General features: G+C 38.9%; 29 protein-coding genes, 2 pseudogenes and 2 riboswitches. Of the genes and pseudogenes, 8 read left to right on the top strand and 23 right to left on the bottom strand.

Features of this window, described 5'->3' with window-relative positions:
• Positions 1-193 precede the first annotated feature (193 nt).
• The 3 genes and pseudogenes from ABU914_RS06915 (at position 194) to ABU914_RS06925 (ending at position 655) form a co-directional block, all read left to right on the top strand.
• Positions 194-295: a YjcZ family sporulation protein gene (locus tag ABU914_RS06915; RefSeq protein WP_379669001.1), complete on the top strand. Its 102-nt coding sequence runs from the start codon at positions 194-196 to the stop codon at positions 293-295.
• Positions 296-420: 125 nt separating this feature from the next.
• Positions 421-495, top strand: a pseudogene (locus ABU914_RS06920) (YjcZ family sporulation protein); the annotation flags it as partial.
• A 64-nt stretch (positions 496-559) separates the two neighbouring features.
• The gene (locus ABU914_RS06925) at positions 560-655 is read left to right on the top strand and encodes a YjcZ family sporulation protein (RefSeq protein ID WP_379669002.1); all 96 of its coding nucleotides are present in this window, start codon (positions 560-562) and stop codon (positions 653-655) included.
• Positions 656-753: 98 nt separating this feature from the next.
• Here ABU914_RS06925 and ABU914_RS06930 read toward each other — a convergent pair whose 3' ends face one another.
• The 6 genes and pseudogenes from ABU914_RS06930 to ABU914_RS06955 form a co-directional block, all read right to left on the bottom strand.
• Positions 754-2,235: an aldehyde dehydrogenase family protein gene (locus ABU914_RS06930; protein WP_379669003.1), complete on the bottom strand. Its 1,482-nt coding sequence runs from the start codon at positions 2,233-2,235 to the stop codon at positions 754-756.
• Positions 2,236-2,344: 109 nt separating this feature from the next.
• A complete protein-coding gene (locus ABU914_RS06935; protein WP_379669004.1) occupies positions 2,345-2,524 on the bottom strand; it encodes a YkvS family protein in 180 nt (59 codons plus the stop codon).
• Positions 2,525-2,729: 205 nt separating this feature from the next.
• The gene (locus ABU914_RS06940; RefSeq protein WP_379669005.1) at positions 2,730-3,731 is read right to left on the bottom strand and encodes an aliphatic sulfonate ABC transporter substrate-binding protein; all 1,002 of its coding nucleotides are present in this window, start codon (positions 3,729-3,731) and stop codon (positions 2,730-2,732) included.
• A gap of 75 nt (positions 3,732-3,806) precedes the next feature.
• The gene (locus ABU914_RS06945; RefSeq protein ID WP_379669006.1) at positions 3,807-4,565 is read right to left on the bottom strand and encodes an ABC transporter permease; all 759 of its coding nucleotides are present in this window, start codon (positions 4,563-4,565) and stop codon (positions 3,807-3,809) included.
• Positions 4,498-5,340, bottom strand: coding sequence for an ABC transporter ATP-binding protein (locus ABU914_RS06950; protein ID WP_379669007.1), 843 nt, complete (start codon positions 5,338-5,340; stop codon positions 4,498-4,500). The genes ABU914_RS06945 and ABU914_RS06950 overlap by 68 nt, the downstream gene beginning before the upstream one ends.
• Positions 5,341-5,828: 488 nt before the next feature.
• Positions 5,829-6,143, bottom strand: a pseudogene (locus ABU914_RS06955) (helix-turn-helix domain-containing protein); the annotation flags it as partial.
• Between the two features lie 519 nt (positions 6,144-6,662).
• Here ABU914_RS06955 and ABU914_RS06960 point away from each other — a divergent pair.
• On the top strand, positions 6,663-8,627 hold the full coding sequence (locus ABU914_RS06960; RefSeq protein ID WP_379669009.1) for an aconitate hydratase: 1,965 nt from the start codon (positions 6,663-6,665) through the stop codon (positions 8,625-8,627).
• A gap of 40 nt (positions 8,628-8,667) precedes the next feature.
• Entirely contained in the window at positions 8,668-8,847 is a 180-nt protein-coding gene (locus tag ABU914_RS06965; RefSeq protein WP_379669010.1) for a hypothetical protein, read from the top strand.
• Between the two features lie 33 nt (positions 8,848-8,880).
• Here the strand turns inward: ABU914_RS06965 and ABU914_RS06970 are convergent, their stop codons facing one another.
• The 14 genes from ABU914_RS06970 to ABU914_RS07035 form a co-directional block, all read right to left on the bottom strand.
• On the bottom strand, positions 8,881-9,660 hold the full coding sequence (locus tag ABU914_RS06970) for an energy-coupling factor transporter transmembrane component T family protein (protein ID WP_379669011.1): 780 nt from the start codon (positions 9,658-9,660) through the stop codon (positions 8,881-8,883).
• Positions 9,635-11,338 carry an ABC transporter ATP-binding protein gene (locus tag ABU914_RS06975; protein ID WP_379669012.1) on the bottom strand — a complete coding sequence of 568 codons (1,704 nt, stop codon included), beginning with the start codon at positions 11,336-11,338 and terminating at the stop codon, positions 9,635-9,637. The genes ABU914_RS06970 and ABU914_RS06975 overlap by 26 nt, the downstream gene beginning before the upstream one ends.
• Positions 11,316-11,927: an ECF transporter S component gene (locus ABU914_RS06980; RefSeq protein ID WP_379669013.1), complete on the bottom strand. Its 612-nt coding sequence runs from the start codon at positions 11,925-11,927 to the stop codon at positions 11,316-11,318. Before ABU914_RS06980 ends, ABU914_RS06975 begins: the two co-directional genes overlap by 23 nt.
• Before the next feature lie 16 nt (positions 11,928-11,943).
• Positions 11,944-12,102, bottom strand: a complete 159-nt coding sequence (locus ABU914_RS06985; protein WP_379669014.1) for a hypothetical protein — start codon at positions 12,100-12,102, stop codon at positions 11,944-11,946.
• A 24-nt stretch (positions 12,103-12,126) separates the two neighbouring features.
• The gene (locus ABU914_RS06990; RefSeq protein ID WP_379669015.1) at positions 12,127-12,249 is read right to left on the bottom strand and encodes a hypothetical protein; all 123 of its coding nucleotides are present in this window, start codon (positions 12,247-12,249) and stop codon (positions 12,127-12,129) included.
• A gap of 147 nt (positions 12,250-12,396) precedes the next feature.
• Positions 12,397-12,582 carry a thiaminase II/PqqC family protein gene (locus ABU914_RS06995; RefSeq protein ID WP_379669016.1) on the bottom strand — a complete coding sequence of 62 codons (186 nt, stop codon included), beginning with the start codon at positions 12,580-12,582 and terminating at the stop codon, positions 12,397-12,399.
• A 144-nt stretch (positions 12,583-12,726) separates the two neighbouring features.
• A riboswitch (TPP riboswitch) is annotated at positions 12,727-12,829 on the bottom strand.
• A 173-nt stretch (positions 12,830-13,002) separates the two neighbouring features.
• Positions 13,003-13,170, bottom strand: coding sequence for a YetF domain-containing protein (locus ABU914_RS07000; protein ID WP_379669017.1), 168 nt, complete (start codon positions 13,168-13,170; stop codon positions 13,003-13,005).
• Positions 13,171-13,208: 38 nt separating this feature from the next.
• Positions 13,209-13,355, bottom strand: coding sequence for a hypothetical protein (locus ABU914_RS07005; protein ID WP_379669018.1), 147 nt, complete (start codon positions 13,353-13,355; stop codon positions 13,209-13,211).
• A gap of 203 nt (positions 13,356-13,558) precedes the next feature.
• Entirely contained in the window at positions 13,559-14,542 is a 984-nt protein-coding gene (locus tag ABU914_RS07010) for an ArsA family ATPase (RefSeq protein ID WP_379669019.1), read from the bottom strand.
• Positions 14,533-14,802, bottom strand: coding sequence for a cory-CC-star protein (locus tag ABU914_RS07015; RefSeq protein WP_379669020.1), 270 nt, complete (start codon positions 14,800-14,802; stop codon positions 14,533-14,535). The genes ABU914_RS07010 and ABU914_RS07015 overlap by 10 nt, the downstream gene beginning before the upstream one ends.
• Positions 14,803-14,818: 16 nt before the next feature.
• Positions 14,819-16,504, bottom strand: coding sequence for a carbon starvation CstA family protein (locus ABU914_RS07020; protein WP_379669021.1), 1,686 nt, complete (start codon positions 16,502-16,504; stop codon positions 14,819-14,821).
• Positions 16,505-16,712: 208 nt separating this feature from the next.
• Complete coding sequence (locus tag ABU914_RS07025) at positions 16,713-17,342, bottom strand: DNA-3-methyladenine glycosylase (RefSeq protein ID WP_379669060.1); 630 nt, start codon at positions 17,340-17,342, stop codon at positions 16,713-16,715.
• Positions 17,317-17,883 (bottom strand): class D sortase, encoded by a 567-nt coding sequence (locus ABU914_RS07030; RefSeq protein WP_379669022.1) that lies wholly within the window; start codon positions 17,881-17,883, stop codon positions 17,317-17,319. Before ABU914_RS07030 ends, ABU914_RS07025 begins: the two co-directional genes overlap by 26 nt.
• Before the next feature lie 234 nt (positions 17,884-18,117).
• On the bottom strand, positions 18,118-18,309 hold the full coding sequence (locus tag ABU914_RS07035; protein WP_379669023.1) for a YfhD family protein: 192 nt from the start codon (positions 18,307-18,309) through the stop codon (positions 18,118-18,120).
• Positions 18,310-18,958: 649 nt separating this feature from the next.
• A riboswitch (PreQ1 riboswitch) is annotated at positions 18,959-19,003 on the top strand.
• An 8-nt stretch (positions 19,004-19,011) separates the two neighbouring features.
• Between ABU914_RS07035 and ABU914_RS07040 the strand changes: the two genes are divergently transcribed.
• The 3 genes from ABU914_RS07040 (at position 19,012) to ABU914_RS07050 (ending at position 20,630) form a co-directional block, all read left to right on the top strand.
• A complete protein-coding gene (locus ABU914_RS07040) occupies positions 19,012-19,497 on the top strand; it encodes a QueT transporter family protein (RefSeq protein ID WP_379669024.1) in 486 nt (161 codons plus the stop codon).
• 251 nt (positions 19,498-19,748) lie between these two features.
• Entirely contained in the window at positions 19,749-19,982 is a 234-nt protein-coding gene (locus ABU914_RS07045; RefSeq protein WP_379669025.1) for a hypothetical protein, read from the top strand.
• A gap of 294 nt (positions 19,983-20,276) precedes the next feature.
• Positions 20,277-20,630, top strand: coding sequence for a DoxX family protein (locus tag ABU914_RS07050; protein WP_379669026.1), 354 nt, complete (start codon positions 20,277-20,279; stop codon positions 20,628-20,630).
• Between the two features lies 1 nt (position 20,631).
• Here ABU914_RS07050 and ABU914_RS07055 read toward each other — a convergent pair whose 3' ends face one another.
• From ABU914_RS07055 to desA, 3 genes are all read right to left on the bottom strand, one after another.
• Entirely contained in the window at positions 20,632-21,237 is a 606-nt protein-coding gene (locus tag ABU914_RS07055; RefSeq protein ID WP_379669027.1) for a response regulator, read from the bottom strand.
• 3 nt (positions 21,238-21,240) lie between these two features.
• On the bottom strand, positions 21,241-22,368 hold the full coding sequence (locus tag ABU914_RS07060) for a sensor histidine kinase (RefSeq protein WP_379669028.1): 1,128 nt from the start codon (positions 22,366-22,368) through the stop codon (positions 21,241-21,243).
• Between the two features lie 115 nt (positions 22,369-22,483).
• A complete protein-coding gene (gene desA, locus ABU914_RS07065; RefSeq protein WP_379669029.1) occupies positions 22,484-23,524 on the bottom strand; it encodes a Delta(5) desaturase DesA in 1,041 nt (346 codons plus the stop codon).
• Positions 23,525-23,644 lie beyond the last annotated feature (120 nt).

The raw sequence follows: 23,644 nt of genomic DNA on the forward strand, positions 1-23,644 counted from the left end.
ATTAACGTTCACTTCATTGTTTTTTTGAACATGCACGATTACCGTACAACATCATATGCTCGCAAATGTTTTACGCTCATTTTTTAAAAAAAGGCTATTTCAATACGATATTTTTTAAACTCGGGACAAATGCCTTTCCACTAGGTGAACATTTCACATATTGTGTAGTGATAACAAAAAGGGAGGTGGAATTATGAGTGGAGTTGGAGGAGGATACGGCGCAGGCGCAGGCTTTGCGTTAATCGTTGTATTGTTTATCTTGTTAATCATTGTAGGTGCTGCTTACGTCTGGTAATCCCTTTTTGACCTTAAAATGATGTTCCACTTTCAGTTGAAAGGAGAGGGGTTTTTATGGGTTACGGTTATGATTATGGCTACCCAGCTTATGGCGCACATGGTTGCGCACCTGTTGGAGGCTGGGGCGGTAACGCTTTCGTGCTAATCGTTGTGCTGTTTATTTTGCTTATCATCGTAGGAGCAGCTTACATCCGATAAGCTAACCTCTTATTAAAAATCTACTCTAATCACACGAATCCTTGCTTATTTAGGAGGTATATGAATGGGTGAAGTAGTCGGAGGATACGGCACAAGCTTTTCGTTAATCGTTGTATTGTTCATCTTGTTAATCATTGTAGGCGCAGCTTACGTCTACTAATAAAGAAAAACCGGGCGAAAACCATGCTCGGTTCTTCTTATAGAAGTCAGAGGTCAGAAGCCTGAAATTGAAGAAATCGGCGAAAATGCCGATTTCTTTTATTTCATATTGATAAATACACTTTTTATTTCTGTGTAGTTATTAAGTGCGTATGAACCCATTTCACGCCCACTACCAGATTGTTTAAAACCACCGAATGGTGAAGCCGCATCAAATACGTTATAGCAATTCACCCATACCGTTCCAGCTTGTAATTTGCTCGCTATATAATGAGCATTTCGAACATTTTCCGTCCATAAGCCTGCCGCTAGTCCATATGTCGTATTATTCGCTCGTTCAATTACTTCATCTAAATCTTCAAATGGCATTGCTGCAACGACAGGACCAAAAATTTCTTCCTTTGCAATCGTCATGTCATCTTCAACCGCAGCAAAAATTGTCGGTTCAACGAAATAACCTTGCTCAAATGGATTCGTTCCTCCTGTCAACAATTCAGCGCCTTCTTCTTTCCCTTTTTCGATATACCCGAGGACACGATTTTGTTGAACTTCAGATACGAGAGGTCCAATTTGTGTTGAAGGTTCTAATCCCTGACCTTGTTTTAAGTTTTTCGAATAGGAAACGAGGTCCGCCACGACATTGTCATACGCTTTTTTCTGAACAAAAAGTCGGGAGCCAGCACAGCATACTTGTCCTTGATTAAACATAATTCCCATCAATGCACCAGGAATCGCTCGTGATAGATCTGCGTCTGGCAAAATAATATTTGGTGATTTACCTCCAAGTTCTAACGTCACTCTTTTTACTGTATCTGCTGCCGTACGCATAATGTGCTTTCCGACAGTAGTCGAACCAGTAAACGCAATTTTGTTTACTTTTTCATGAGAAATTAACGCCTCACCTGTCGTTTTTCCAAAACCTTGTACGATATTAACGACTCCGTTAGGAAAGCCTGCTTCTTGAATGAGCTTTGCGAGATAAAGCGCAGAGAGCGGTGTTTGTTCCGCTGGCTTTAAAACAATTGTACAACCCGTAGCTAATGCCGCACCGAGCTTCCATGCTGCCATTAAAATCGGAAAATTCCATGGAATGATTTGCCCAACAACACCGACCGGTTCGTGGCGTGTGTAGTTGAAATACGGACCGTTAACCGGAATCGTTTGGCCAACAATTTTTGTTGACCAACCAGCATAATATCGAAAGTGTTCAATAGCCATTGGAATATCAGCATGCTTTGACTCATTGATCGGTTTTCCATTATCAAGCGTTTCTAATTGGGCTAATTCTTCAAGGTTTTCTTCCATTAAATCAGCTAATTTGTATATGAGACGACTTCGCTCAGATGCATTCATTGTTGACCATGGTCCATGATCAAATGCTTCTCTTGCTGCTTCAACCGCACGGTTCACATCTTCCGCTTCCGCTTCATATACATGAGCCAGGACTTCACCAGTTGCAGGATTTCTCGTTTCAAACGTATTTCCGCTTACCGACTTAACCCACTCACCATTGATGAAAAGCTTCTTCGTTCCTTTTAAAAATTCCGTTACTTTCGGCAAAAGTTCAATTGTTTTTTCCACAGGCATCCTCCTTTTTTAATTTAGGACAGTAGACGTAAACTGGGGCAGCACTCTATAAAACTATATGTATTGGATGGTATCACCTCCATTTTAGAAACAATATATGATGTTACTCTACAACTCTATATTCCTCGTGACGTAATACCTCCCGATCCTTTTCAAGTTTCAAAGACTCAAATTCTGGCATAATCGTTAAGTCAGCGACAACTGTATTTTGTAAAACGGCAACTACTTTGCCACGCATCCCGTCACGAAACGAAATAATATTCCCCACTTTGGCAACTGTCATCGTCTTAACCCCCTCTAAACATTTGATTTACGTAAATTGTACTATGTTTCTCGCCTTTAAGAAAGCGTTTTCTTTTTTTAAAAATCTATACAACTCTGTTTTCTTTATCTATACGCAAACTGCTCCCAATGTATGTTTGTAAACAGAAACACCTATCGTCTTTGTCTAGTTCGTAGATTCAAACGATAGGTGCTCTCTTTTCAAGTTAATTATTCTCTAATTCCTGTAAAAACGTAAGATTAATCATCCCTTCAATATCATTGTTAGAGATATATTCAGCTTCTAAACTAATGTCAGCCATTTCTTGAATGACCTGTTCATTGACTGCTGTCGTTACTTCTAGTTTTGCAAAAGCTGCTTCAAGTTCATCTTTGTTCAATTCTTTTCCTGTTAAATCTTTAATATGCTCCATCACGATTTGCTGAGCCTCTTTAGGGTTTTCTTGAATGAAATTGACAGCTTTAATATGAGCTCGTAAGTAAGCTTTTACATTGTCTTCATTTTCAAGAAATGATGCGGACGCAGCAACAACTGTATTTGTTGATTCTTTACCCCAAGCAAATTCATCCCAATCGAGTAAAAGCGTTCCGTCTGCTTGTGTTTCAAGAATATAGCCCCATGGCTCTTGCGTCGCAGCCGCGTCAACTGAATTTTGCACAAATAGAGAAACAGTATCAGCAGGAGCAGCGGCATGCATTTCGACCGTTCCACCGTTCGAAGTTGGTTTTAAATTAACGTTTTGCAATGCTTTTCGAAGCATAACGTCTTGTGTGCTCCCAATGACTGGAATCGCAACACGTTTCCCGTCTAAGTCTTCCAAACTTTGAATCTCACTATTTGTATTTGCTACGAGTACTGCCCCACCATTTACCGCTCCGGAAATAATATGAAACTCAGGATTTTTTACATAAAAGTTTAAGAGCGGTCCCGGTCCAACCGTACCAACATCGATCGCATCTGTAGCCATTGCTTCCATAAACAACCCGCCGTTAGGTACCGTTTGAGTCGTAATTTTAGTTTTTTCTCCAAACTCTTCTTGAAAATAATTTTGTTCAAGGCCAACGATCGTTGCAATGTGAGTTAAATTTGGGAAATACCCAATGCTTACTGTATTTGAATCAGACGAAGCCTTATCGGAACTACCACATGCTGTAAGCACTCCTATGATTAAAATACTTGCAATGATAGAAAAAATAAATTTTCTCATTTCTTTTTCTCTCCTTTTTTAACGTGTCATTCACTATCGTTCAAACGGGTGCTAGAAACCTTTATAAATCTCACTTTACACTTGACTGACTCCCCATTTTCGTTGGACATTTTTTTCTAACTTTAAGAACACGACATTATCCATAATCGTTCCGATAATAGCAATAATGATCATGACTGAAATGACGAGATCCATTTGACCAAGAGAGCGACCTGTTTCTAACAAATACCCGAGTCCACCGCCAGCTCCGAGCAATTCTCCCGCCATTAATGCTCGCCATGAAAAAGCCCAAGCGATACGTAATCCTGAGATAAGTTGTGGAACAGATGCTGGTAAAATGACGGTGCGCAGAAAATGCATTCCCGAAGACCCGTACGTTTTTGCGACACGTTGGTAAAGTTGAGGAACATTTTTAAAGCCTGATGTAGCACTAATTGTCATCGTCCATGTCGCTCCTATCGTTACGATAAACAAAATGGATAAATCGTTTAATCCAAACCAAATGATCGCAATCGGGAACCAGACGATACTCGGAATCGATTGTAACGCAGTCACGACAAAGCCGATTGTGTCTTCCATCAATTTAAAGCGCCATATGAGATAGCCAAGAATCAGACCAACAATAATAGCAATTGCAAATCCAATTAGAAGTCTACTCATACTTTTACCGATCGCTTCTAAAATTTGCCCATTGATTATCCCATTAAATAATGTTTCAAAAACTTGTGTTAAAGAAGGAAACATAAAGTCTGGGAGACTTGAAAGTCTAGATGTGATTTCCCATATCACCGCTATCATCGCGATGAAGATGATTCGTCTTAAAGCTGTAGTCATCACCCATCTCCTCCTTTAATACTTTTTCAATTTCCTCTTGCAAAATCGCAAGCACTCGTTGCTCAACATTTAGGGTTACACTATCAGGCATCACGCCACCTTTCATTGTCGGTACTGGAACGGTTGCTTTAATTCTTCCTGGTCTCGTTGCAAATACAACAATTTTTTCTGATAATAAAACGGCTTCACGAATGTTATGTGTCACGAAAAAGATCGTCACTTTTGTTTTTCGCCAAATATCTAATAACTCTTGATGCAAGACCATCCGTGTTTGTTCATCAAGAGCAGAAAATGGTTCGTCCATCAATAAAATATCAGGTTCCATGACGAGTGCTCTTGCGATCGCAACGCGCTGTTTCATTCCTCCTGATAATTGATGTGGATAAGCATGAACATATCGGCTTAAATGAACCATTTTCAATATTTCTTTCGCTTTCTCTTCCGCTTCAGATTTCGGTATTTTTTTCAATAATAATCCATACGTCACGTTATCAAGAACTGTCAACCACGGAAATAAACCTGCCTCTTGAAAAACAACAACTCGTTCTGAGCCCGGCTTTTCAACTCGTTTTCCAGCTACTTTTATTTCGCCACTATCGGCTTTTTCAAGTCCTGCTATTAAATAAAGTAGTGTCGATTTTCCACAGCCTGATGGACCGACAATCGACACAAAGCTTCCCTTTTCAACATGAAGATTTATGTCATCTAACACTTTAACCTCTTGATTTCCCTCTTGTTTAAAACTTTTGTGAATCCCGTCAATGGTTAAGTACACGATGTCACCTCATTTTAATTCCGAGTAAATATATATGTTTATATTTATAGATATTATGATTAATCCGATTAAAATTGTCAACTATTAAAATGAAATGTTATTTGACCTTATTAAAAGATCGGCAGGTGACATGTATAAAAAAACTGCTAACAGATGAAGTCTGATTGGACCTGAAAGTCATCTGGCGGAGTCAGTCGTGACGGCTCTAGTCAAAAATCTAAAACAAAAGGCGATGGTAATGAAAAAGGAAAATCAGCTCAAGGCGAAAAACTTCCGAAAACAGCAACCCGCCTACCTGCGCACATGCTAATATTCTTACGCTGCAGAAGCGCAATCGAATAATCTACCAAAAGCTAGAATTCCACGTTCCCTTTGCCGAAACGTGGAATTCCTTTTGTTTATTGCTGTACTAAAAGGTGTAATTTTTTGGAAAAAAAGGGCTGTCACAGAATCTCATTTTCAATGAATTTCTGGACAGCCCCACCAATTACGATTTCCATTTGTTGCTTTCCCATGTAATGCTTACGCTTCCATTCATTTTCTTTAATGTAGCTACGTAGTTTTGTTTTGATTTCTTCAGTTAAGACTCGTTTTTTGCCTTGTCTCTTTTTGTAAGCGGGTAGCTTTAAAATCTCTTCTGTAAACGGAAGGTTACGCACATCCTCCTCTTTACTGTTCTCAAATTCTTGAATATATTTCGCAACTGTATTCCGTGATTTTTTCATCTTTTTGGCAATCTTTCTTTTACTCATCTCCTCTAGATGTAATTGGATAATCGTTTGTTTTTCTGTCAATGTAATCACTCCTGAATATCCCCCTAACTAGAATCGTTAGGGTTATTTTCTATCAAGAGTGGATCAGTTTTCAATTGTCATGGTGGATCACTTTTAAGTTATCATATACAACTTTGAATAAATCTCGCTCAATTTCTTTCAATGTTGGCCAATTCATGATATCTTTTTTCATTAGAGACTCTCTCCTTTTGGTTTGGTGTGCAAACTTAACCATATAAAAAGAGAGTCTCTTTTTCATGTTTTTAGCTTTCTATCCTACCGCGCTATTGAATGGAGAGGTCTTATGTTCTCCCACAAACATTTTACTCATACACGCGAACTGTGCAATTCCGACTTCCTGCTCCGACTACAGCCACGTTCTTTATCATGATCAAATCCTCCGTTGAAGTTGAATGCAACATAGATATTTTAACACGGAAAGCATCTTTACATTTTTTAGAAACCTAAGTTTTTCCAACGTATAATTTACCGTTTCTAGCCAAAATTAAAACTATACACAAGTATTGATTTCATTTAGGAGGCAAGCAAATGGCATTGAACGTAACCCAAAAACTAATAAAAAGCCACCTCCTCTCAGGAAAGATGGAACCCGGAGAAGAAATTGGCATAAAAATCGATCAAACATTGACACAGGATGCAACTGGAACGATGGTCATGCTTGAGCTTGAAGCGATGGGTATTGAACGTGCGAAAACAGAAGCTTCAGCACAATATGTCGACCATAATATTATTCAAGAAGATAGCAAAAACCCTGATGACCATTTATTTTTGCAAAGTGCAACACGACGTTTTGGGTTGTATTACAGCCGTGCTGGGAATGGCGTCAGTCATCCCGTACATATGCAACGACTTGCAAAGCCAGGAAAAACGTTGCTCGGCTCCGATAGTCATACATGTGCAAATGGATGCATGGGTATGCTCGCCATTGGTGCAGGTGGAATTGACGTTGCGATGGCCATTGCTGGTGAACCATTTTACGTAAAAATGCCAAAAGTATGGGGTATTAAATTAACAGGCAAGTTGCCGGATTGGGTAAGCGCCAAAGATGTGATTCTAGAGCTTCTACGTCGCCACGACGTAAAAGGCGGAGTAAATCGAGTAATTGAATATTACGGTCCAGGTTTAAAAGAATTAGATGCGATGGATCGTCATGTGATTGCGAATATGGGAGCGGAATTAGGGGCTACCGGAACGGTGTTTCCATCTGATGAGGAAGTTAAACGTTTCCTAAAAGAACAAGGGCGTGAGGAAGACTGGATCGAACTCGTTGCTGATGGAGGAGCAACATACGACGTTGAGGAAGAAATTAATTTGTCGGAATTAGTACCATTAATTGCAAAACCATCTAGTCCGGGAAATGTCGTACCTGTAAGCGAGGTTGCTGGGGAACCGATTTACCAATCATACATTGGCTCATCAGCAAATCCTGGATATCGTGATTTTGCGATTGCTGCTGAAATCGTAAAAGGAAAACGAATTGCAGAAAATGTTTCATTTGATATTAACCCGACATCAAGACAAATGTTAACCGATCTCGTGAAAGAGAGCTATATCGCAAGTTTGCTACAAGCGGGAGCGCGACTTCACCAAGCAGGGTGCAATGGTTGTATCGGAATGGGACAGGCACCTGCAACAGGCAGAAATAGCTTGCGTACGACACCACGTAACTTCCCAGGTCGTTCGGGTACGCGAGAAGATAGTGTCTTTTTATGTAGTCCGGAAACTGCGGCAGCTTCAGCTCTAACTGGTGTGATAACAGATCCGCGTACACTCGACATGAAATATCCAAAAGTGAAAGGACCAAAAAATCCGACGATTGATGATAAATTGTTACAAGCCCCGCTTCCTCCTGAAGAAGCGAAAAAAGTCGAACTTGTAAAAGGACCGAATATCGCATCAATCCCTAATATGGATGCGTTGCCAAACGAATTAGAAGTGCCAATCTTATTAAAAGTTGGAGATAATATTTCAACAGATGAAATACTTGCAGGCGGTGCCCGTGTTCTTCCATACCGCAGCAACCTTCCAGAAATCAGCAAATTTACGTATGAAATTGTTGATGAAACGTATTATTCACGAGCGATGGACATTCGCCACCAAGGCGGACACGCAATCGTTGGAGGTTTTAACTACGGTCAAGGTTCCAGTCGTGAACATGCTGCTCTTGCACCGAGGTATCTAGGGCTAAAAGTAGTTATTGTTAAAGACTTTGCTCGCATTCATTGGCAAAACTTAATTAACTTCGGAATCTTGCCGATTACGTTTGTCAACGAAAAAGATTATGACAAGCTCGAACAAGGTGATGTACTACAAATTAAAAACATTCGACAAACAATTCAAGAAGGAAACGAATTAACCGTTACCATTAAAGATAAAGGACATATGTTTCAAGTAAGGCACACGCTATCTGAAAGACAAGTCGACATTATGTTAAAAGGTGGCCTTATTAATTTAGTAAAAGATAAACCAGAACCGTTTTTTATAGAAGTGTAATCATTGAAAATAACTTCTTAAAACAAGGAGGGACACTAATATGGGTGTCAATCGTGAACACATTTGCAAAGCTTGTGACGGAACCGGTATGCTTTCTGATGATGAAAATTGGAAATACTCTTGTTCCGTTTGTGACGGAGAAGGAGTAGTGATGCCTGGTGAAAGCACATCACCATCCGCCCCCCTCTCAGTCGATGAAATGAACCGCTACTTAGACTAAAAATTGTGTGGCTGTCTTTTCGGGACAGCCTATTTAAATAAAAAAATAATTTCTTACAAACAATAGTGCTACACAAAAGAGAATGAAGCTACTCCCGAATACAATGTCCATTCTCGTCCACGGTATGACATAATAATAACTCCGTTTCCGACTGCCATCAAAACCTTTTGACTCCATCGCAATAGCAACCCTTTCTGCCTTTCTAATCGCACTTGAGAGTAATGGGATAACGTATCGTTTTGTTTCTTGCAATCGTCCTTTGAGTCCACGTAATTCACCTAATCCCCGAATACGATGGGCCGCACGAACTTGTTGCAATTCCTGTCGAAACATAGGAAAAAAGCGATAAGCTGCCATCATTCCAAATCCGAACCGCGGTGAAAGTTTACAATGCTGGATAAGACTTAACATAAACTTCGTCGGCTCTGTTGTTAGCACAAATAACAAAGACCATGAAATAAAAACAAAAGAACGAAGACCAAGCGATATACCGATCATCAAATTCTCTTTTGCGACAGGCATACTGCCAATATAAAATAAAATCGTTTCCCCACGCTCACTAGGAAAAGCAACATTAATCCAAACAAAACTAAACGCAAATAAACTAAACGGCAACAACAGAAGAAACAAGAAGCGTATAGAAACCCCACCAAAAATTGCTATCACACTTATCGTCAAAACGAACAAAATAAGCGGTGTCCATGGATCAAAAATAAAAATCATCATAAAAATAACTACAAAAACACAAATTAGCTTTAACGTCGGATTGACTCGTTGCAAAAAGTGATTACTTTTTTGGTAATGTTCTAACATATGTACGCCTCTCTTCAATACTTTTCATCCATCGTTCCAATGTAAACGAAAGTGGGACAGTAATTGACGACTCGTGTAATTTATCTTCATTCATAAAAAATGAAACGACATCGCCTGCATACCTAATTGAGCCTTCACGTAGCAAAATTACGTTATCAGCATAGCGATATACTAAGTCCATATCATGCGTAATCATCATAATCGTCTTTCCTTCGGCTTGAAGGTTAACTAGCAGTTTCATAAGTGCTTCTGTATTTACACCGTCTTGTCCAAACGTTGGTTCATCAAGAATTAATAACTGCTGGTCACTGATGAGCATTGTTGCAACCGAAAGTCGTCGCTTTTGTCCTTGGCTTAACGTAAACGGGTTTTGTTGGCGCTGATGGACAAGATGAAAAGTCTTGAGCATTTCATCAACGCGTTTTTTCCGCGCATTTTCTTCCCAACCTAAAATTTTTAGACTGTAAGCAAGCTCTTCTTCCACCGTGTCACAAATAAATTGATGTTCCGGATTTTGAAACACAAAGCCAATTTGTTGCATAATTTCCGATGTCCTCAACTTCGTAACAGGGTACCCATTTAAATAAATATTTCCACTAGTCGGCTTTAAAAGACCGACAATAAGTTGTGCAAGCGTGCTTTTTCCTGTGCCGTTCGGTCCGACAATCGAAACAAACTGACCCGCTTGAATGGAAAAATCAATTTTGTTCAAAATCGACCGATCAGTATAGGCAAATGTAACATTACAAAACTGCAAAATGGGACTCGCTTCGTTATGCTGATTTAACTGTTGCTGCTCATCCACAAACTTATAATCAGCTTGTAATTCAAAACCGAACTTTTTACATTCACGCTCCCATTGTTCTAATGACAATGGAAATTTATCCCATTGAAACCCTTGCTTTTCAAGTTTTTTTGCTGCTTGACAAATATACGGAACCCAAATTCCTTGTTTCACAACCGTGTCATACTCATTCATAAAAATTGTACACGGATCGTCATCAAGTATAATCTGTCCTTCATGATCAAGCATGATAATCCGATCTACATGAGGTAACAAATAATCAAGTTTATGCTCAATCAATACTAATGTTTTACAATACTCTTTCGCTAGGGACAATAACAACGAAAAAATTTCATCAGTACTCATCGGATCTAAATTTGCAGTCGGTTCATCTAAAATAAATAAATCGGCATCCATCGCGATCAAGCAGGCAATCCCTAATTTTTGCTTCATCCCCCCGGACAGCTCTTTTATTTGCGCTTTTCGCCATTCTGAAAGTCCAACGATTTCTAAACTTTTTTCTAGGCGTACTTCCATCTCAGCACGTGACAAACGCAAATTTTCTAAACCGAACAAAATTTCATCTTCAACCGTAAGCATACAAAATTGTGTGTCAGGATCTTGAAAGAGCATGCAAATACGCTCACTCAGTTCACGCGGTGTTTTCTCTATAATTGAGGAACCTAGCATCTCTACTGAACCATTCATTTCTGCTTCAATCGTCCTTGGAATGATGCCATTAAGCGTTAAAGCAAGCGTGCTTTTCCCTGCTCCGCTTGGTCCTAGAATCAAGATGATTTCACCTTTATTAATTGATAAATTGACCCTTTCCAGCACACGCTTGTGCTGAAAAGGATACTGAACCGATACATTATCCATCGTGAGAAATTGCATTCTCTTCCATCCTTTTTTTCTGATTTATTCTTCCTAAAGCAAAATTGTTTAGCACACCGGTACGGCTAAGTGCATCTGCAATTTTTTTACTTCCCCAACCGGCTATAGTTGCACCACTAATAAGCATGGCACCAACCATAAGTACCCGCACACCATATGCAAATTCGCTGTAACCATGAATGAAGAAAAACGTCAAGTAATTCGCAACCATACCAAACATTCCGGCTAACATTAAAACAGGTAGACGATAGCTCCGATAAAGAAAAAGAGCGAAGGTAAGTTCAGCCCCGAGCCCTTGTGTAAAACCGACAATAAGAATAACTCCTGCATTTACAGAACCGACTAGCACTTCTGTTCCTGCCGCGATCATCTCCGCTAAAAGCGCAACCCCTGGCTTGCGAATAATATAGGCACAAAGGACAGGTGCCATAATCCAAACGCCTGAAATGGCTCCATGTGCAATTGGACCGAAAATGCCTTTAATAAATTGACCAAAAATAATCCAAGCGAGATACAGTACACCAAACACAACAGAAATTGATGCAATGACAACTATCTCCCGTAGATTCATAGTTTTTGAACGTTGCAACAAATCCCCCTACTTTCTATACTTTTGTTACTTGTTTTTGTAATAGCCAATTGTGACCGGTGTAAGGCATATTAAAAAACATATATTCTAGCTCACTGCTAATGATAAAATGCTTTTTCAAACGCTCCTTCTCTTCTTCTGACGCTGTTTTTGTAATTTCATCAAACTTTTCCAAATACACGTAAATTCTAGGTTCAGTTTACGCTCCGTAAAACGTAATCCATTCATAGAATAGATAATCTTTATCAGGCTGAAACTCTTCAATTAATCTTTCACCGATATATAAATACACCCATGAACATGGTAACGTAACTGCGATCATTTCCCCTCTTGAGAAATATGGAGCATGTATGTTGTATAATGCTGTGCGATAGGAGCTCCTTATAAATCTTCGTATCTTACTTTTGTAACTTCACAGAAGTTATTTTGCAGGTGAGTTTCTTCACTTAAGATAGAACAGATACTCGTATTAAACATGTGTTGTACACTTTTCCATCCCTAACGGATGATAGCGAATTATCGCATTTAAGTACTCATAATCTTGTTTAATATAATGAATATGTTGCTCTTTCTTCAACTCTCCTTTCCCGATTCCTTGAACAAATGGATGCTTGTAAGTCGCTTCAAAAAAATAATCTGCTTCTTTCCATCTCATTCCCTTTTCCTCCCTAATTTTTTAGAAAACCCACTAAAAAAAGAGCCACTCCGGAAGGGAGCGACTCTACGTATATCGTCTAAATCAGTATTCATTAAACCCACGCACACGTGCACATCACAAAATTGGGCAATGTAATACATAACCTCGTCGACTCCACTTCCCTACGCTGGTACTAACCAGATCAGGTTCAAAGGGATCAAGACAACGTCTTATCTCAGCCAGAACGGCACCCCTAGTGGATTTCCTATTCAATTACTGCCAAGTCTAGCACATCCTTTTAAGAACGTCAAAGATGAATTTGAATTTTTCTGCTTTTCAGTACAATTGAACTAATGGAGAAACTCACTGTAATCTATTAGGTGGCAATGTTAGATTACAATGTTGAATTTCTTTAAAAATATCTTCACCCTCAGGCGTTTATGATTGCTGCTTCAACTGCCCCGTCTGAATGAGGTGTATAAGTCGTTGAATATCTTCTTTTGTCGCTGATTGCTTTTTTTGCTTTAACGTATAACCAATTTGTCCATTTGATTCGATTGTCGCATATTGGACATCAGCAATCGAACTGATCCCCGATTGAAGCAACTGTGCTTCCAATTGATCGACGGTTAGACGAAGCTTTTTTAATTTTTTTCGTCTAATGCCCCGTTTTCAATGACAGGTACTGCTTTCCCCCTAATTAATGACTCGGACTTATTAAAATTTAATCCAATTAATTCAGTTACGACTAAACTTGCAACGAGAACACTAGTAAGAGAAAAGTTGGCCATAATCCATTCCCAGTTATCGGTTGAATTAATAGCGTGCCTAGTGCAATCATAATGACCGTTTGTGGTATCGTCATTTGAGAAATTGACTATTCTACCCCCAAATCGTTACAAAACAGTCGCAACGACAAAAAAAGCGACGTTTGCCATGTTTAGATTCTCCTTATACTGACGACGTTACCTTTTATTGTCCAACTGTGGCAAAATCATATGCATGAAATGTCAGAAAAATACCGTGTAAGCTTTTTCAGTTCATCCACTTTTGTAACGTCTGTTGGTTGCATCGGAATATAAATTTTATTAAATTTCGAAAATCGTATTTCAATTTCATGAAGATACTCTTTTTCCTGCTCTCTTCTTTTTGCTAAAAATTCTCCATCTACATCTTTTGGCAAAACTCGATTCACAATTAAACTGCCTATCGATATATGATGCTTTTTCAATAGATTAATCGCTTTTTCGGTCTCTAAAATTGGTAGCCTTTCTGGATTTAGTACAAAGTAAAAAGACGTCCGGTCTCCATCTAAGAGCCAATCTTTCACTTGCGAAAAACGCTCCCTGCGTTTGTACAACAAATGGTACACATCATCGACCCGTTCATCTCGTTCTTGAACTCCTGCTATATTGTCTAACATTTGCTGCATCTCCTGTGACTTCTTACGTTGCGAGAGCATCCCGTCCATCCACACTTCCATTATTTCAGGCAATGAAAGTAAACGTAGCGTGTGTCCCGTTGGTGCTGTATCGAACACGACGTGAGCATATTCTTTTTCCGCCTCCAACAGAATTTTCGTAAATTCATCAAACAATGCTGCTTCTTCCGCACCAGGAGATACCGCCGCAAAATCAACTTGACGCTCAACCTCTTTTCTCAGATCAGGAGCAGTTAACCTCTCCAAATTTTGTTTCACTTCGTTGAGGTAGCGTTCCACCGCCTCAGATGTATCTAATTCATGTATGCGCAAATAGGGGATAACTTCAGCCTTTCCGATTAAATCAGCCAATGAATGCGCTGGATCTGTCGATACAAGTAGAGTGCGTACTCCTTTTTCTGCTAGAGAAAAGGCAAACGTGGCGGAACACGTCGTTTTCCCGACTCCACCTTTGCCACCAAAAAACGTGATTTCTAATTTTCCAGTGTCCTTTACCGCTTCTTCTTTCTCCCTTTTTTTAAAAAAATTTAACAACAACGAAACCCGTCCAATGGAGATTTTTCCATTCCCATTCTTATATGCCATTCGTGAAAATCTTCCAACATAAACGGGAGAAGTTCGAGCGTATAAAAAGAAGCGGGATTCGGAAGCCCTAATCGCTCTGAATAAATGAGCAGCTTAAATAGATCATCTCTTTTTTGAATTTCACGTTTCATCGTTTGCCGATATGGTGTATAGTACATTTCCGTATAAAAGTGTTTTACATTGTCAGCAAAACTTTGGATTCTTTTCTTCATTGTACAAACTCCTTACTTACGTTGCAGGCGGGATTGGAGCTTGTCGCTCTCGTTTAACCGCTGCAACTCCTTCAAGAATAAGCCAAATGTTTAATGCAAGAATGAATGTGCCGACAATAACGAGTAACGTATTTCCTTCTTTTAAATAGTTAGAAATGTTAATAACCATACTCGTTGCGGTAGCTGTAACGACAACAATCAATGGAATAAGCGCATAAATGAACTTTCTACCTAGACGCCATAAAATAATCGTAATGATTAATAGCGATAAGCCAGCCGTCAACTGATTCGTCGTTCCGAACAACGGCCAAAGCACCATTCCGCCAGCTCCCGGGTTTGAGGGGTCAGCTAAAAAGGCAAGTGCAATACAACTTAATAGCGCGATAATAGTGCTAAAGTTTGCATTTTTTAACGGTTTAACGTGATATTGCTCTCCGATTTCCGATAAAATAAAACGCTGAAGACGCATTGACGTATCTAGCGTAGTCGCCGCAAACGCAACGACCATAATCGAAATAAACGTAGTCGCAATGATAGGAGAAATACCGAGATTCGCTAAAAAGCTCCCTGCACCTGTTACGAAAGCAGCTGTTCCTCCTGCACTTGCGGATGCCCACGAACCATAATGTTCGCTCCATGCTTCAAATGTTGCAAACCCAGCTGCTGTTGCCATAATTGCAGCAAGCGCAAGCATTCCTTCACCAACAGCACCAAAGTAACCGACGAAACGGGCGTCTGTTTCTTGATTCAACTGTTTCGAAGAAGTTCCTGAACTTACGAGTCCATGAAAACCAGAAATCGCCCCGCACGCAATCGTCACGAATAACAACGGAAGAATCGGTGGTGTCCCAGCCGGTACATTTGTGTTAAACATTGGTGCAACAAAGTCCGGTCTACCGATAAATAAACCGAGATAAAGAATGATTAACCCAAGAAACAGCATATGCGAATTAATATAATCTCGTGGTTGGAGTAACGTCCAAACAGGCAGTCTTGAGGCGATCGCCCCATACAAAAGCATAATAATGACCCACCATGCCGGTGATGGAAGCCCTAACATTGTCTCAGAAAGTGGTAACGGGAATTTCGCTCCAAGAAAAATAAACGTAAATAACAAAAGTAAACCGATGATTGAGGGCCAGAACAACTTTACTCTTCGCTTATACACTAAAAAACCAATCGAAATCGCCACAGGAATTTGCAGCCAATAAGGAAGAACACTTTCAGGAAAAGCAGTAAACAAATTAGCAATCGTAACTGCAAATACTGCATTGACTAATAGCAACAAAAAGAAAATAATAAGTAAAAATAAACCTTTTGCCCGTTTTCCAATCACTGAATTCGTAATAACTCCAACTGATTTTCCTCTGTTACGAACGGACGCCCAAAGCGTTCCAAAATCATGAATTCCTGCAAAAAAGATTGTCCCAAATACAACCCAAAGGAGGGCCGGACCCCACCCCCAAATCATCGCAATTGCAGGCCCAACAATAGGTGCCGCTCCCGCAACTGAACTAAAGTGATGTCCCCATAGGACAAACTTGTTCGTCGGCACATGATCAACACCATCGTGAAATTGATGTGCTGGTGTCACGTAATTTGGATCAAGTCGAAAAATTCTCTCTGCTAAAAAGTTAGAATAAAACCGATAACCTAAATAGAAAAAAACTAATGCTCCTAACGTCGTAAGCCATGGACTCATCATTCACCCTCCCTTTCATATTTTTCTACTTATTAGAAGTAGGCTTGTTAGTTAATATGCAATGGAGAGTCTTTTCAGAACAAAAAACCGCCTCATCGCAAAATGATGAAACGGTTAGAATCAGACAAAACACAAAACCAGTATTGTCTCACTGATGCTCTATCTTTGTGACAACAGATACAGGCATATTTGTTGCCAAAAGTTAATCTTATTTTGATACAAATAAATTTCCACTTACCCAAAATCGCCACGGATAATTTTTTGCTTCACCTGTATTATCAATACCAATTCGTGTTCCAGTTGATATCGACTTTGGCGTATACCCTTCAGCAATATAAATCGGTCGCTCAAACAAAGGTCGTCCATAATCGTCCATGTTGATTCCCATCGCTTTTGTTAATTTTCCTGGTCCGTTCGTTAAATGTATCCTTTGTTCGACTTTCCTGCGTTCATACATTAAATCAATTCCTGAACAAGGCTCAATAGCACGGATTAAGACAGCTTCAGGCTTTTCAATTTCACCGCTCACGACATTCACAAGCGTATGCGTATGCATTTGATACGTGTAAACATAACCCGCTTCACCAAACATAATTTCTGTTCGCTTCGTCCTCCGATTTCCGTAACTATGTGCCGCTCGATCTTCTGGTCCGATATAGGCTTCTGTCTCAACGATATAGCCTGCTGTAATGCCTAACTCAGTTTCTTTTACTAGCAAACAACCGAGTAAAGCTTTCGCAAGCTCAAGTGTAGGTTTCTTAAAATCAGCTTTTGAAAGTACCGTAAACACGACCGTATTTCCCTCCGAAGTTCTATTCCGCAGCTTTCGGTTTCGCATAAATAATATAGCGGTCTGGCGCACTACCTACATACGTAAATGGATAACAAGTTGTCACAGTTAATAACTCTTCATCAATATTTGGATTAATGACCGTACGGTCATCTGCATCGACAATTTCTGTTTTTTCAATCACATAAGTAAAAGTACCATACGGCATCTTGACTTCAAGTTCGTCTCCTAATTCTAATTCACCGAGTCGTCTAAACACGGTATCTCGGTGTCCTGATAATACAATTTGACCTTCTTGAGATGGAAAAGCAGTGCCATCATAATGTCCGACCCCTTTTTCTAGTTCATCTTCATCTACTCCTTCAACAATCGGTAATACTTCATCTAATGTTGGAAGTGAAAGAAGCCCTACTTCTTCCCCGGTAGAAGGAGCAAACGAAGAGATATCAATTTTTTCTTCCTCTGATATCATCGCCTCAGCCCGTTGCAATGCTTCCTTTTGTTGTTGCTTAGAATCCCAAATATGATAGCCCCCATATAAAATAAAACCAAGTCCTACAGCAAGTAAAATCGAACCAATGTACTTCACCTAACCACCCCCAGAAAACACAAAATTGTTCATCAACTTACCATTATTTTACTTCAATTGCAATAAATATGCTAGCTATTTAAGATCGATCTTTATGAATCCAACATTCACTTAAAATTTCACAGTGATTGTAAAAAACAATGCTGCCTACTTTACAAAAAACGTAATGCCTGCCCCAAAATATACTCACTATATACTCACTAAAAGAAACCCTGTGGGGACACAGGATTTCTTTTACATTCCATTATATTTTTGAATGTTTCTTGCTCGCTCTCTAGCAGCTTCTGCTCTTGCCTGCGCTTCTTTGTCATTCTCATCGGCAAGTTCTTCTGAAAACTCAACATCTTCTGCCTTTGCAGTTTGGCTTTTTGGCATTTGCCCTAAAGATTTTTTCCTGCTAGGATTTCGATGTTCATCACGCCCCATCACACACACCTCACTTTTGTTAAAATTCCTTAATTAGTGTGTGTTAATAAGTAAAAATCATGAGCTTTAAATTTGTTAAAATTTTACAAAAGCTGCATTTTTCATGATATAATAAAAATAAATATTTTAAAATGAAAGGTGAATTATCATAACAGACCGTGAATTACTAGAATTATTAGTTGATAGAGTAACAAAATTAGACTCTGATAATGACTAGCTTAAAAAGAAATGGCTAAATTTGATTCTGAGCAAAAAGAAATGAAAGAGACTCAAAAACTGATGCAAGCACAATTATCAGAACGAACGAGATTGTTCGTGTTTATTCGTGTTCACAGGAAAAAGCAGATGCAAAGTTAGAAACATTAAGTATGAATTTGCATTCGTCCATAAAAGGAGGACAAGCGCGACAGGAAAAAGTTCTTGAACGTCTTTCACTTCGGTCAATTGAGCAAGAGTCTGAAATTGTTGATATTAATTTACGTCGTGCGAAATCGTAAGACCCCAATCCCTACAAGATAAGACATCCTTCTATTTCTAACCTTCCTACATTCCAACTTCATATCTGTCTCCTGTAATTCTAACAAAAACACTTTTTCCTACACATATTGCAAACTTCATGTATAATAATACCTGTTCCCATTACTAGTAGGGAAACGTTGTTCGAAACCATCCAACGATAAAAAACTAAGGAGACAATTCAATATGAAGCTAAAAACAATTATCGGCAATGCGATTTTTGCAGCACTGTATATTGCTGTGTCCGCACTCATTCAGCCATTCGGTTTTACGAATGTGCAATTCCGGATTTCCGAGATTTTTAACCATCTTGTCGTTTTCAACAAAAAATACATTTTCGGAATTGTGCTCGGTGTCTTTTTTACTAATTTATTTTTCTCGCCATTATTGCCATACGATTTAATTTTTGGTGTTGGACATTCACTCATTACATTGCTCATTTTAATCGGTGCAATGAAATTTATTAAAGGAACGTGGGCACGACTCCTGTTTAACACAGCTCTATTTACGTTTACGATGTTTATTATTGCCTTTGAGCTAAAACTCGCTTTCGGCCTTCCATTTTGGTTTGGATGGTTGACGACAGCTGCAGGTGAATTTATTGTCATGCTCATCGGTGTACCGATCATGTACTTACTAAACAAGCGACTTCGCTTTTCAGAGCGAGTATAATAAAAACGGTGAATTACTCACCGTTTTTTTTAGATCTCAACAACGGCATTCGTTCATTACGTGCAAGATTTCTCTTACCTTTGTCGGCGATTCATTAGCATTAAAATAATTAGCTCTGTAATGAAATAGACATGTTACGAAAAATATAAGTTTCCCACATTATATTTCAACTCTTTTCAATTATTATTAAAAACCTTATGTCTAGGCATACTAAAAATAAACCAAACTATATAAAAAGAGGTGGTTCAAACATGCCAAAAGACAGTGAAAACACTCATTCTAAGTCAACGCCTCACTTCGATGGACAGCGTGATCGCGTTATCAATGATTCACAAGGAACACAAATGGGCGTACGTATAGACCGAACGAAGCAAAACCCTTATGGTGTGACTGAGTTGAAAAATGAAAACATGAAAGAATTTAAATCGTTGACAAGCGGGAAAACAATTAATAACAATCACAAACATAAGAAAACAGAGCTATAAACGAACGAGCTCTGTTTCTTTTTGTAGATTAAAAAATGGGAACAAAACGATACTTAAACCATGATTTCACTGTTATATGAGAAGCATTGGTTTCGTTTGTCATTATTTCCCGAGAAATGATTCTTTATTACTATTTCTTGTCAAAATTTATCCGTTCATCGATTAGCCCATGTGCTCACTGCCCTTCCGATTTGCTAATGAACGAGACATGATTGTCCACTTTTTTGCATATAATCGGAGTAATGAAAATGACCATGGCTAGTATACTTTTAATTAGAAGGGCTGGGAATAAAGATGTTAAGGTTAATTCGTTTCATCGTTGCTTACGTATTCATTACGTCAGGTTTAATGAAATTTTTAAGTATAGAGTTAAGCAACTATTTCATAAACTTAGGCTTTCTTTATCCAGTTTATTTTAAAAACATGATCGCACTCATTGAAATCGTTTGCGGTATTTTGATTTTCTTAAACAAACGAGTAAAGTATTCAACTATTCCTTTAATCGCCATCATGATTGGGGCATTGCTTACAACGAAAGTACCGCTCTTACAAACTAGTTTCATGAACTTTATTTTTCAAGCGCGCTTAGATATCGTCATGCTCGCTTTACTTGTCATGTTATATCAAAACTATCATCGTAACTATTAAATTATTTAAACCAACCTTTTTCTTTTGAGCGAGTAATCGCTTCAATCCGGTTTTTCACTTCTAATTTATCAAGAATCCCAGAAATATAATTTCGAACGGTCCCTGTTTTAATTTTTAATTTATCCGCAATTTCATTCGTATTCTTTCCATCAGCAACGAGCTCAAGCACTTCTTTTTCACGATTTGTTAGTGGGTTCTCCTCACTATAAGCCGTTTCAATGAGCTCTGGAGCATAAATGCGTTTTCCTTCCATCACACTTCGGATCGTACTTGCGAGTTCTTCACTCGGACTGTCTTTCAATAAATAAGCACTTACACCAGCCTTAATAGCCCGCTGAAAATAACCGGATCGTGCAAATGTCGTCAAAATGATGACTTTACAATTCGAACCTTTCTCTTTTAACTCTTCAGCCGCTTCAAGTCCACTTTTAATCGGCATTTCGATATCCATAATGCAAATATCAGGATCATGTAATTGAACGAGTGCAAGTGCATCCTCTCCGTTCGTTGCTTTTCCGACGACTTCTAGATCGTCCTCCAAATCTAACAATGACCCAAGTGCTCCGAGCATCATTCGTTGATCTTCTGCAATTACAATACGAATCATTCATTATCCCTCCTGTATCGGCTTAATGACATTTGGAACCTTCATCACTAGAGACATTCCTAAAGTCGGATCAATGTGCAAGCTGCCATTAATAAACTCCAACCTTTCTTTCATACCCGCTAATCCGTGTCCTTTTTTAAGATCAATCGGATGTAAATGACCGATTCCATTATCATAGACATGAATTTTCACTTCATCACGTGTTTGTTCAATAGATACATTACACTTCGTCGCTTGACTATGCTTCACAACATTCGTAACAGCTTCCTTTAGACACATACTAAGAACACTTTCAACACCTAACGGAATGTTCCTCAGCGTCGGATTTCCTTCTAATGTAAATTGAATATTTGCTGCTTTTAAAATGCTTTCAACCCGTTCAATTTCATCTTTCAATTTTACTCCGCGCATATTAGAAACAAGCTCTCGAACTTCTTTTAATGCCACACGTGCCGTTTGTTGAATATCATGAATTTCCCGCTTAGCCACATCAGGCTTTTTATCTAATATTTTTATCGCTAAATCACTTTTTAGACCAATTAATGATAATTTCTGTCCTAACGTATCATGCAGGTCACGAGCAATTCGCTGCCTTTCTTCAATTACCACTAATTGAGAAATTCGTTTATGTGCTTTTTCAAGCTGACCTTCAAGCTGCTCACGACGGTTCCGATTGTATAAATGAAACGGGAGTAAAATAATTCCGATAATACAGATGATGACGAACGAAAGTTGTGATAGAAAATATTCTGGTTTTACTAATACTCCAAAAACGACCGCAATGATCGTTAACACTAAATGAACACCGTACAGCACGAAAAAACCAACCGTATGACGAATATTCCCAATCATCACAGCAAGAAACAGTGAAAAATAGACATAGCCAAAAAAGAATGTCAAAGCGCAACTGATCATCATTCCAATGCTCATCCAAAAATAGACAAGCCAACCTTTTGCGAAAAAAGAGAAACGATAAGACAAGAAAAATACAATGACCATGAGTGTACCTGAAACGATTTCGAGTGTCGAAGTAGAACGAAAAATAAAAAAGAATGGCAAAATGAAAAATATAATCCAAACATATATACTAATCCACGGACTTTTCGGAAAGAGTTGGTACCATTTTTGCATATAAGACTCCTTTAAAACTCAAGCTTCTCTTCTTCGTCATTATAACAGTAGAAAAAGACTAAAAGCCATCTAATTTAACAAATAGATGGCTCAATACATAAATAATGCAGAGAGATTAACTCGTTTTTCGCGTTACAAGCTCAACAGGAGCTTCTTCTCGTTTTTTTAGTGAATTTAAATCGCGGAAACGGACAAATGTTTTTTGATTCTCATCATAAAGTCTAAAGCGAAGCGACTTTAAACTCGAACGCAACGTAATCGTCGTCGCTTGCTGCAATGGCAGATTTGTCTCATGTACTTTTTCTAAATAATAGTTCGGCACTCTCGGACTCAAATGGTGAACGTGGTGAAAACCGATATTTCCAGTTATCCATTGTAGCGGCTTGGATAGCTTATAATAGGAACTTCCGTCAATTGCCGCCTTGACATAACTCCATTCATCCGTATTTTCGAAATAAGCATCTTCAAATTGATGTTGCACATAAAAGAGCCAAATTCCGAGCGATGCCGAAACAAACAAAATCGTGCCTTGAATAATCAAAAACGCTTGCCAGCCGATAGTCATAATGAGCAATGCATAAATAACGATAGCCACGATCGTCGTCACATGCGTATTGATTCGCTCTTTCCGTTTCGCTCCTTTATGATTTTTCCGATTCGAAACGAGCAAAAGATAAAGCGGACCAAGAACAAACATAACGAACGGATTACGATACAGGCGATAGCCCAATCTTTCCCAAAATGACGCTTCCACATACTCTTCAACCGTCATCACCCAGATGTCACCGGTTCCGCGTTTATCTAAATTTCCATTTGACGCATGGTGAATGTTATGATCTCGTTTCCACTTTTCATACGGAAACAGCGTCATAATCCCGAGCAACGTTCCAAGCCGATCGTTCGCCTTACGACTATTAAAGAAAGAGTTATGCGTACAATCATGAAAAATAATAAACACGCGAACGAGAAAACCCGACGCGACAATGGCAACTAAAACAGCTAACAAAGTCGATACTTTTAAACTTTGATAAGCGATAAACCAAAGTATAAAAAACGGTAGTATCGTATTGAGTAATTGTCTTACACTTGTCTTTGGATCGGACTTTTCAAATGGGACGACCCCTTTTCGGAGCTCTTTCACTTGATCTTTATTCATCGCACCCTCCACCAGCTTTCTAATGATTAACTTAAGGATACGAGAATATTTAGGGCATTGTAAGACATGAATGTCAGGGTAAGAGTATGATAAGTGTCATAGAGATCATACGTTTCAAAT

The sequence above is a fragment of the Pueribacillus sp. YX66 genome, from assembly GCF_041725775.1.
Classification (GTDB): domain Bacteria; phylum Bacillota; class Bacilli; order Bacillales; family UBA6769; genus Pueribacillus.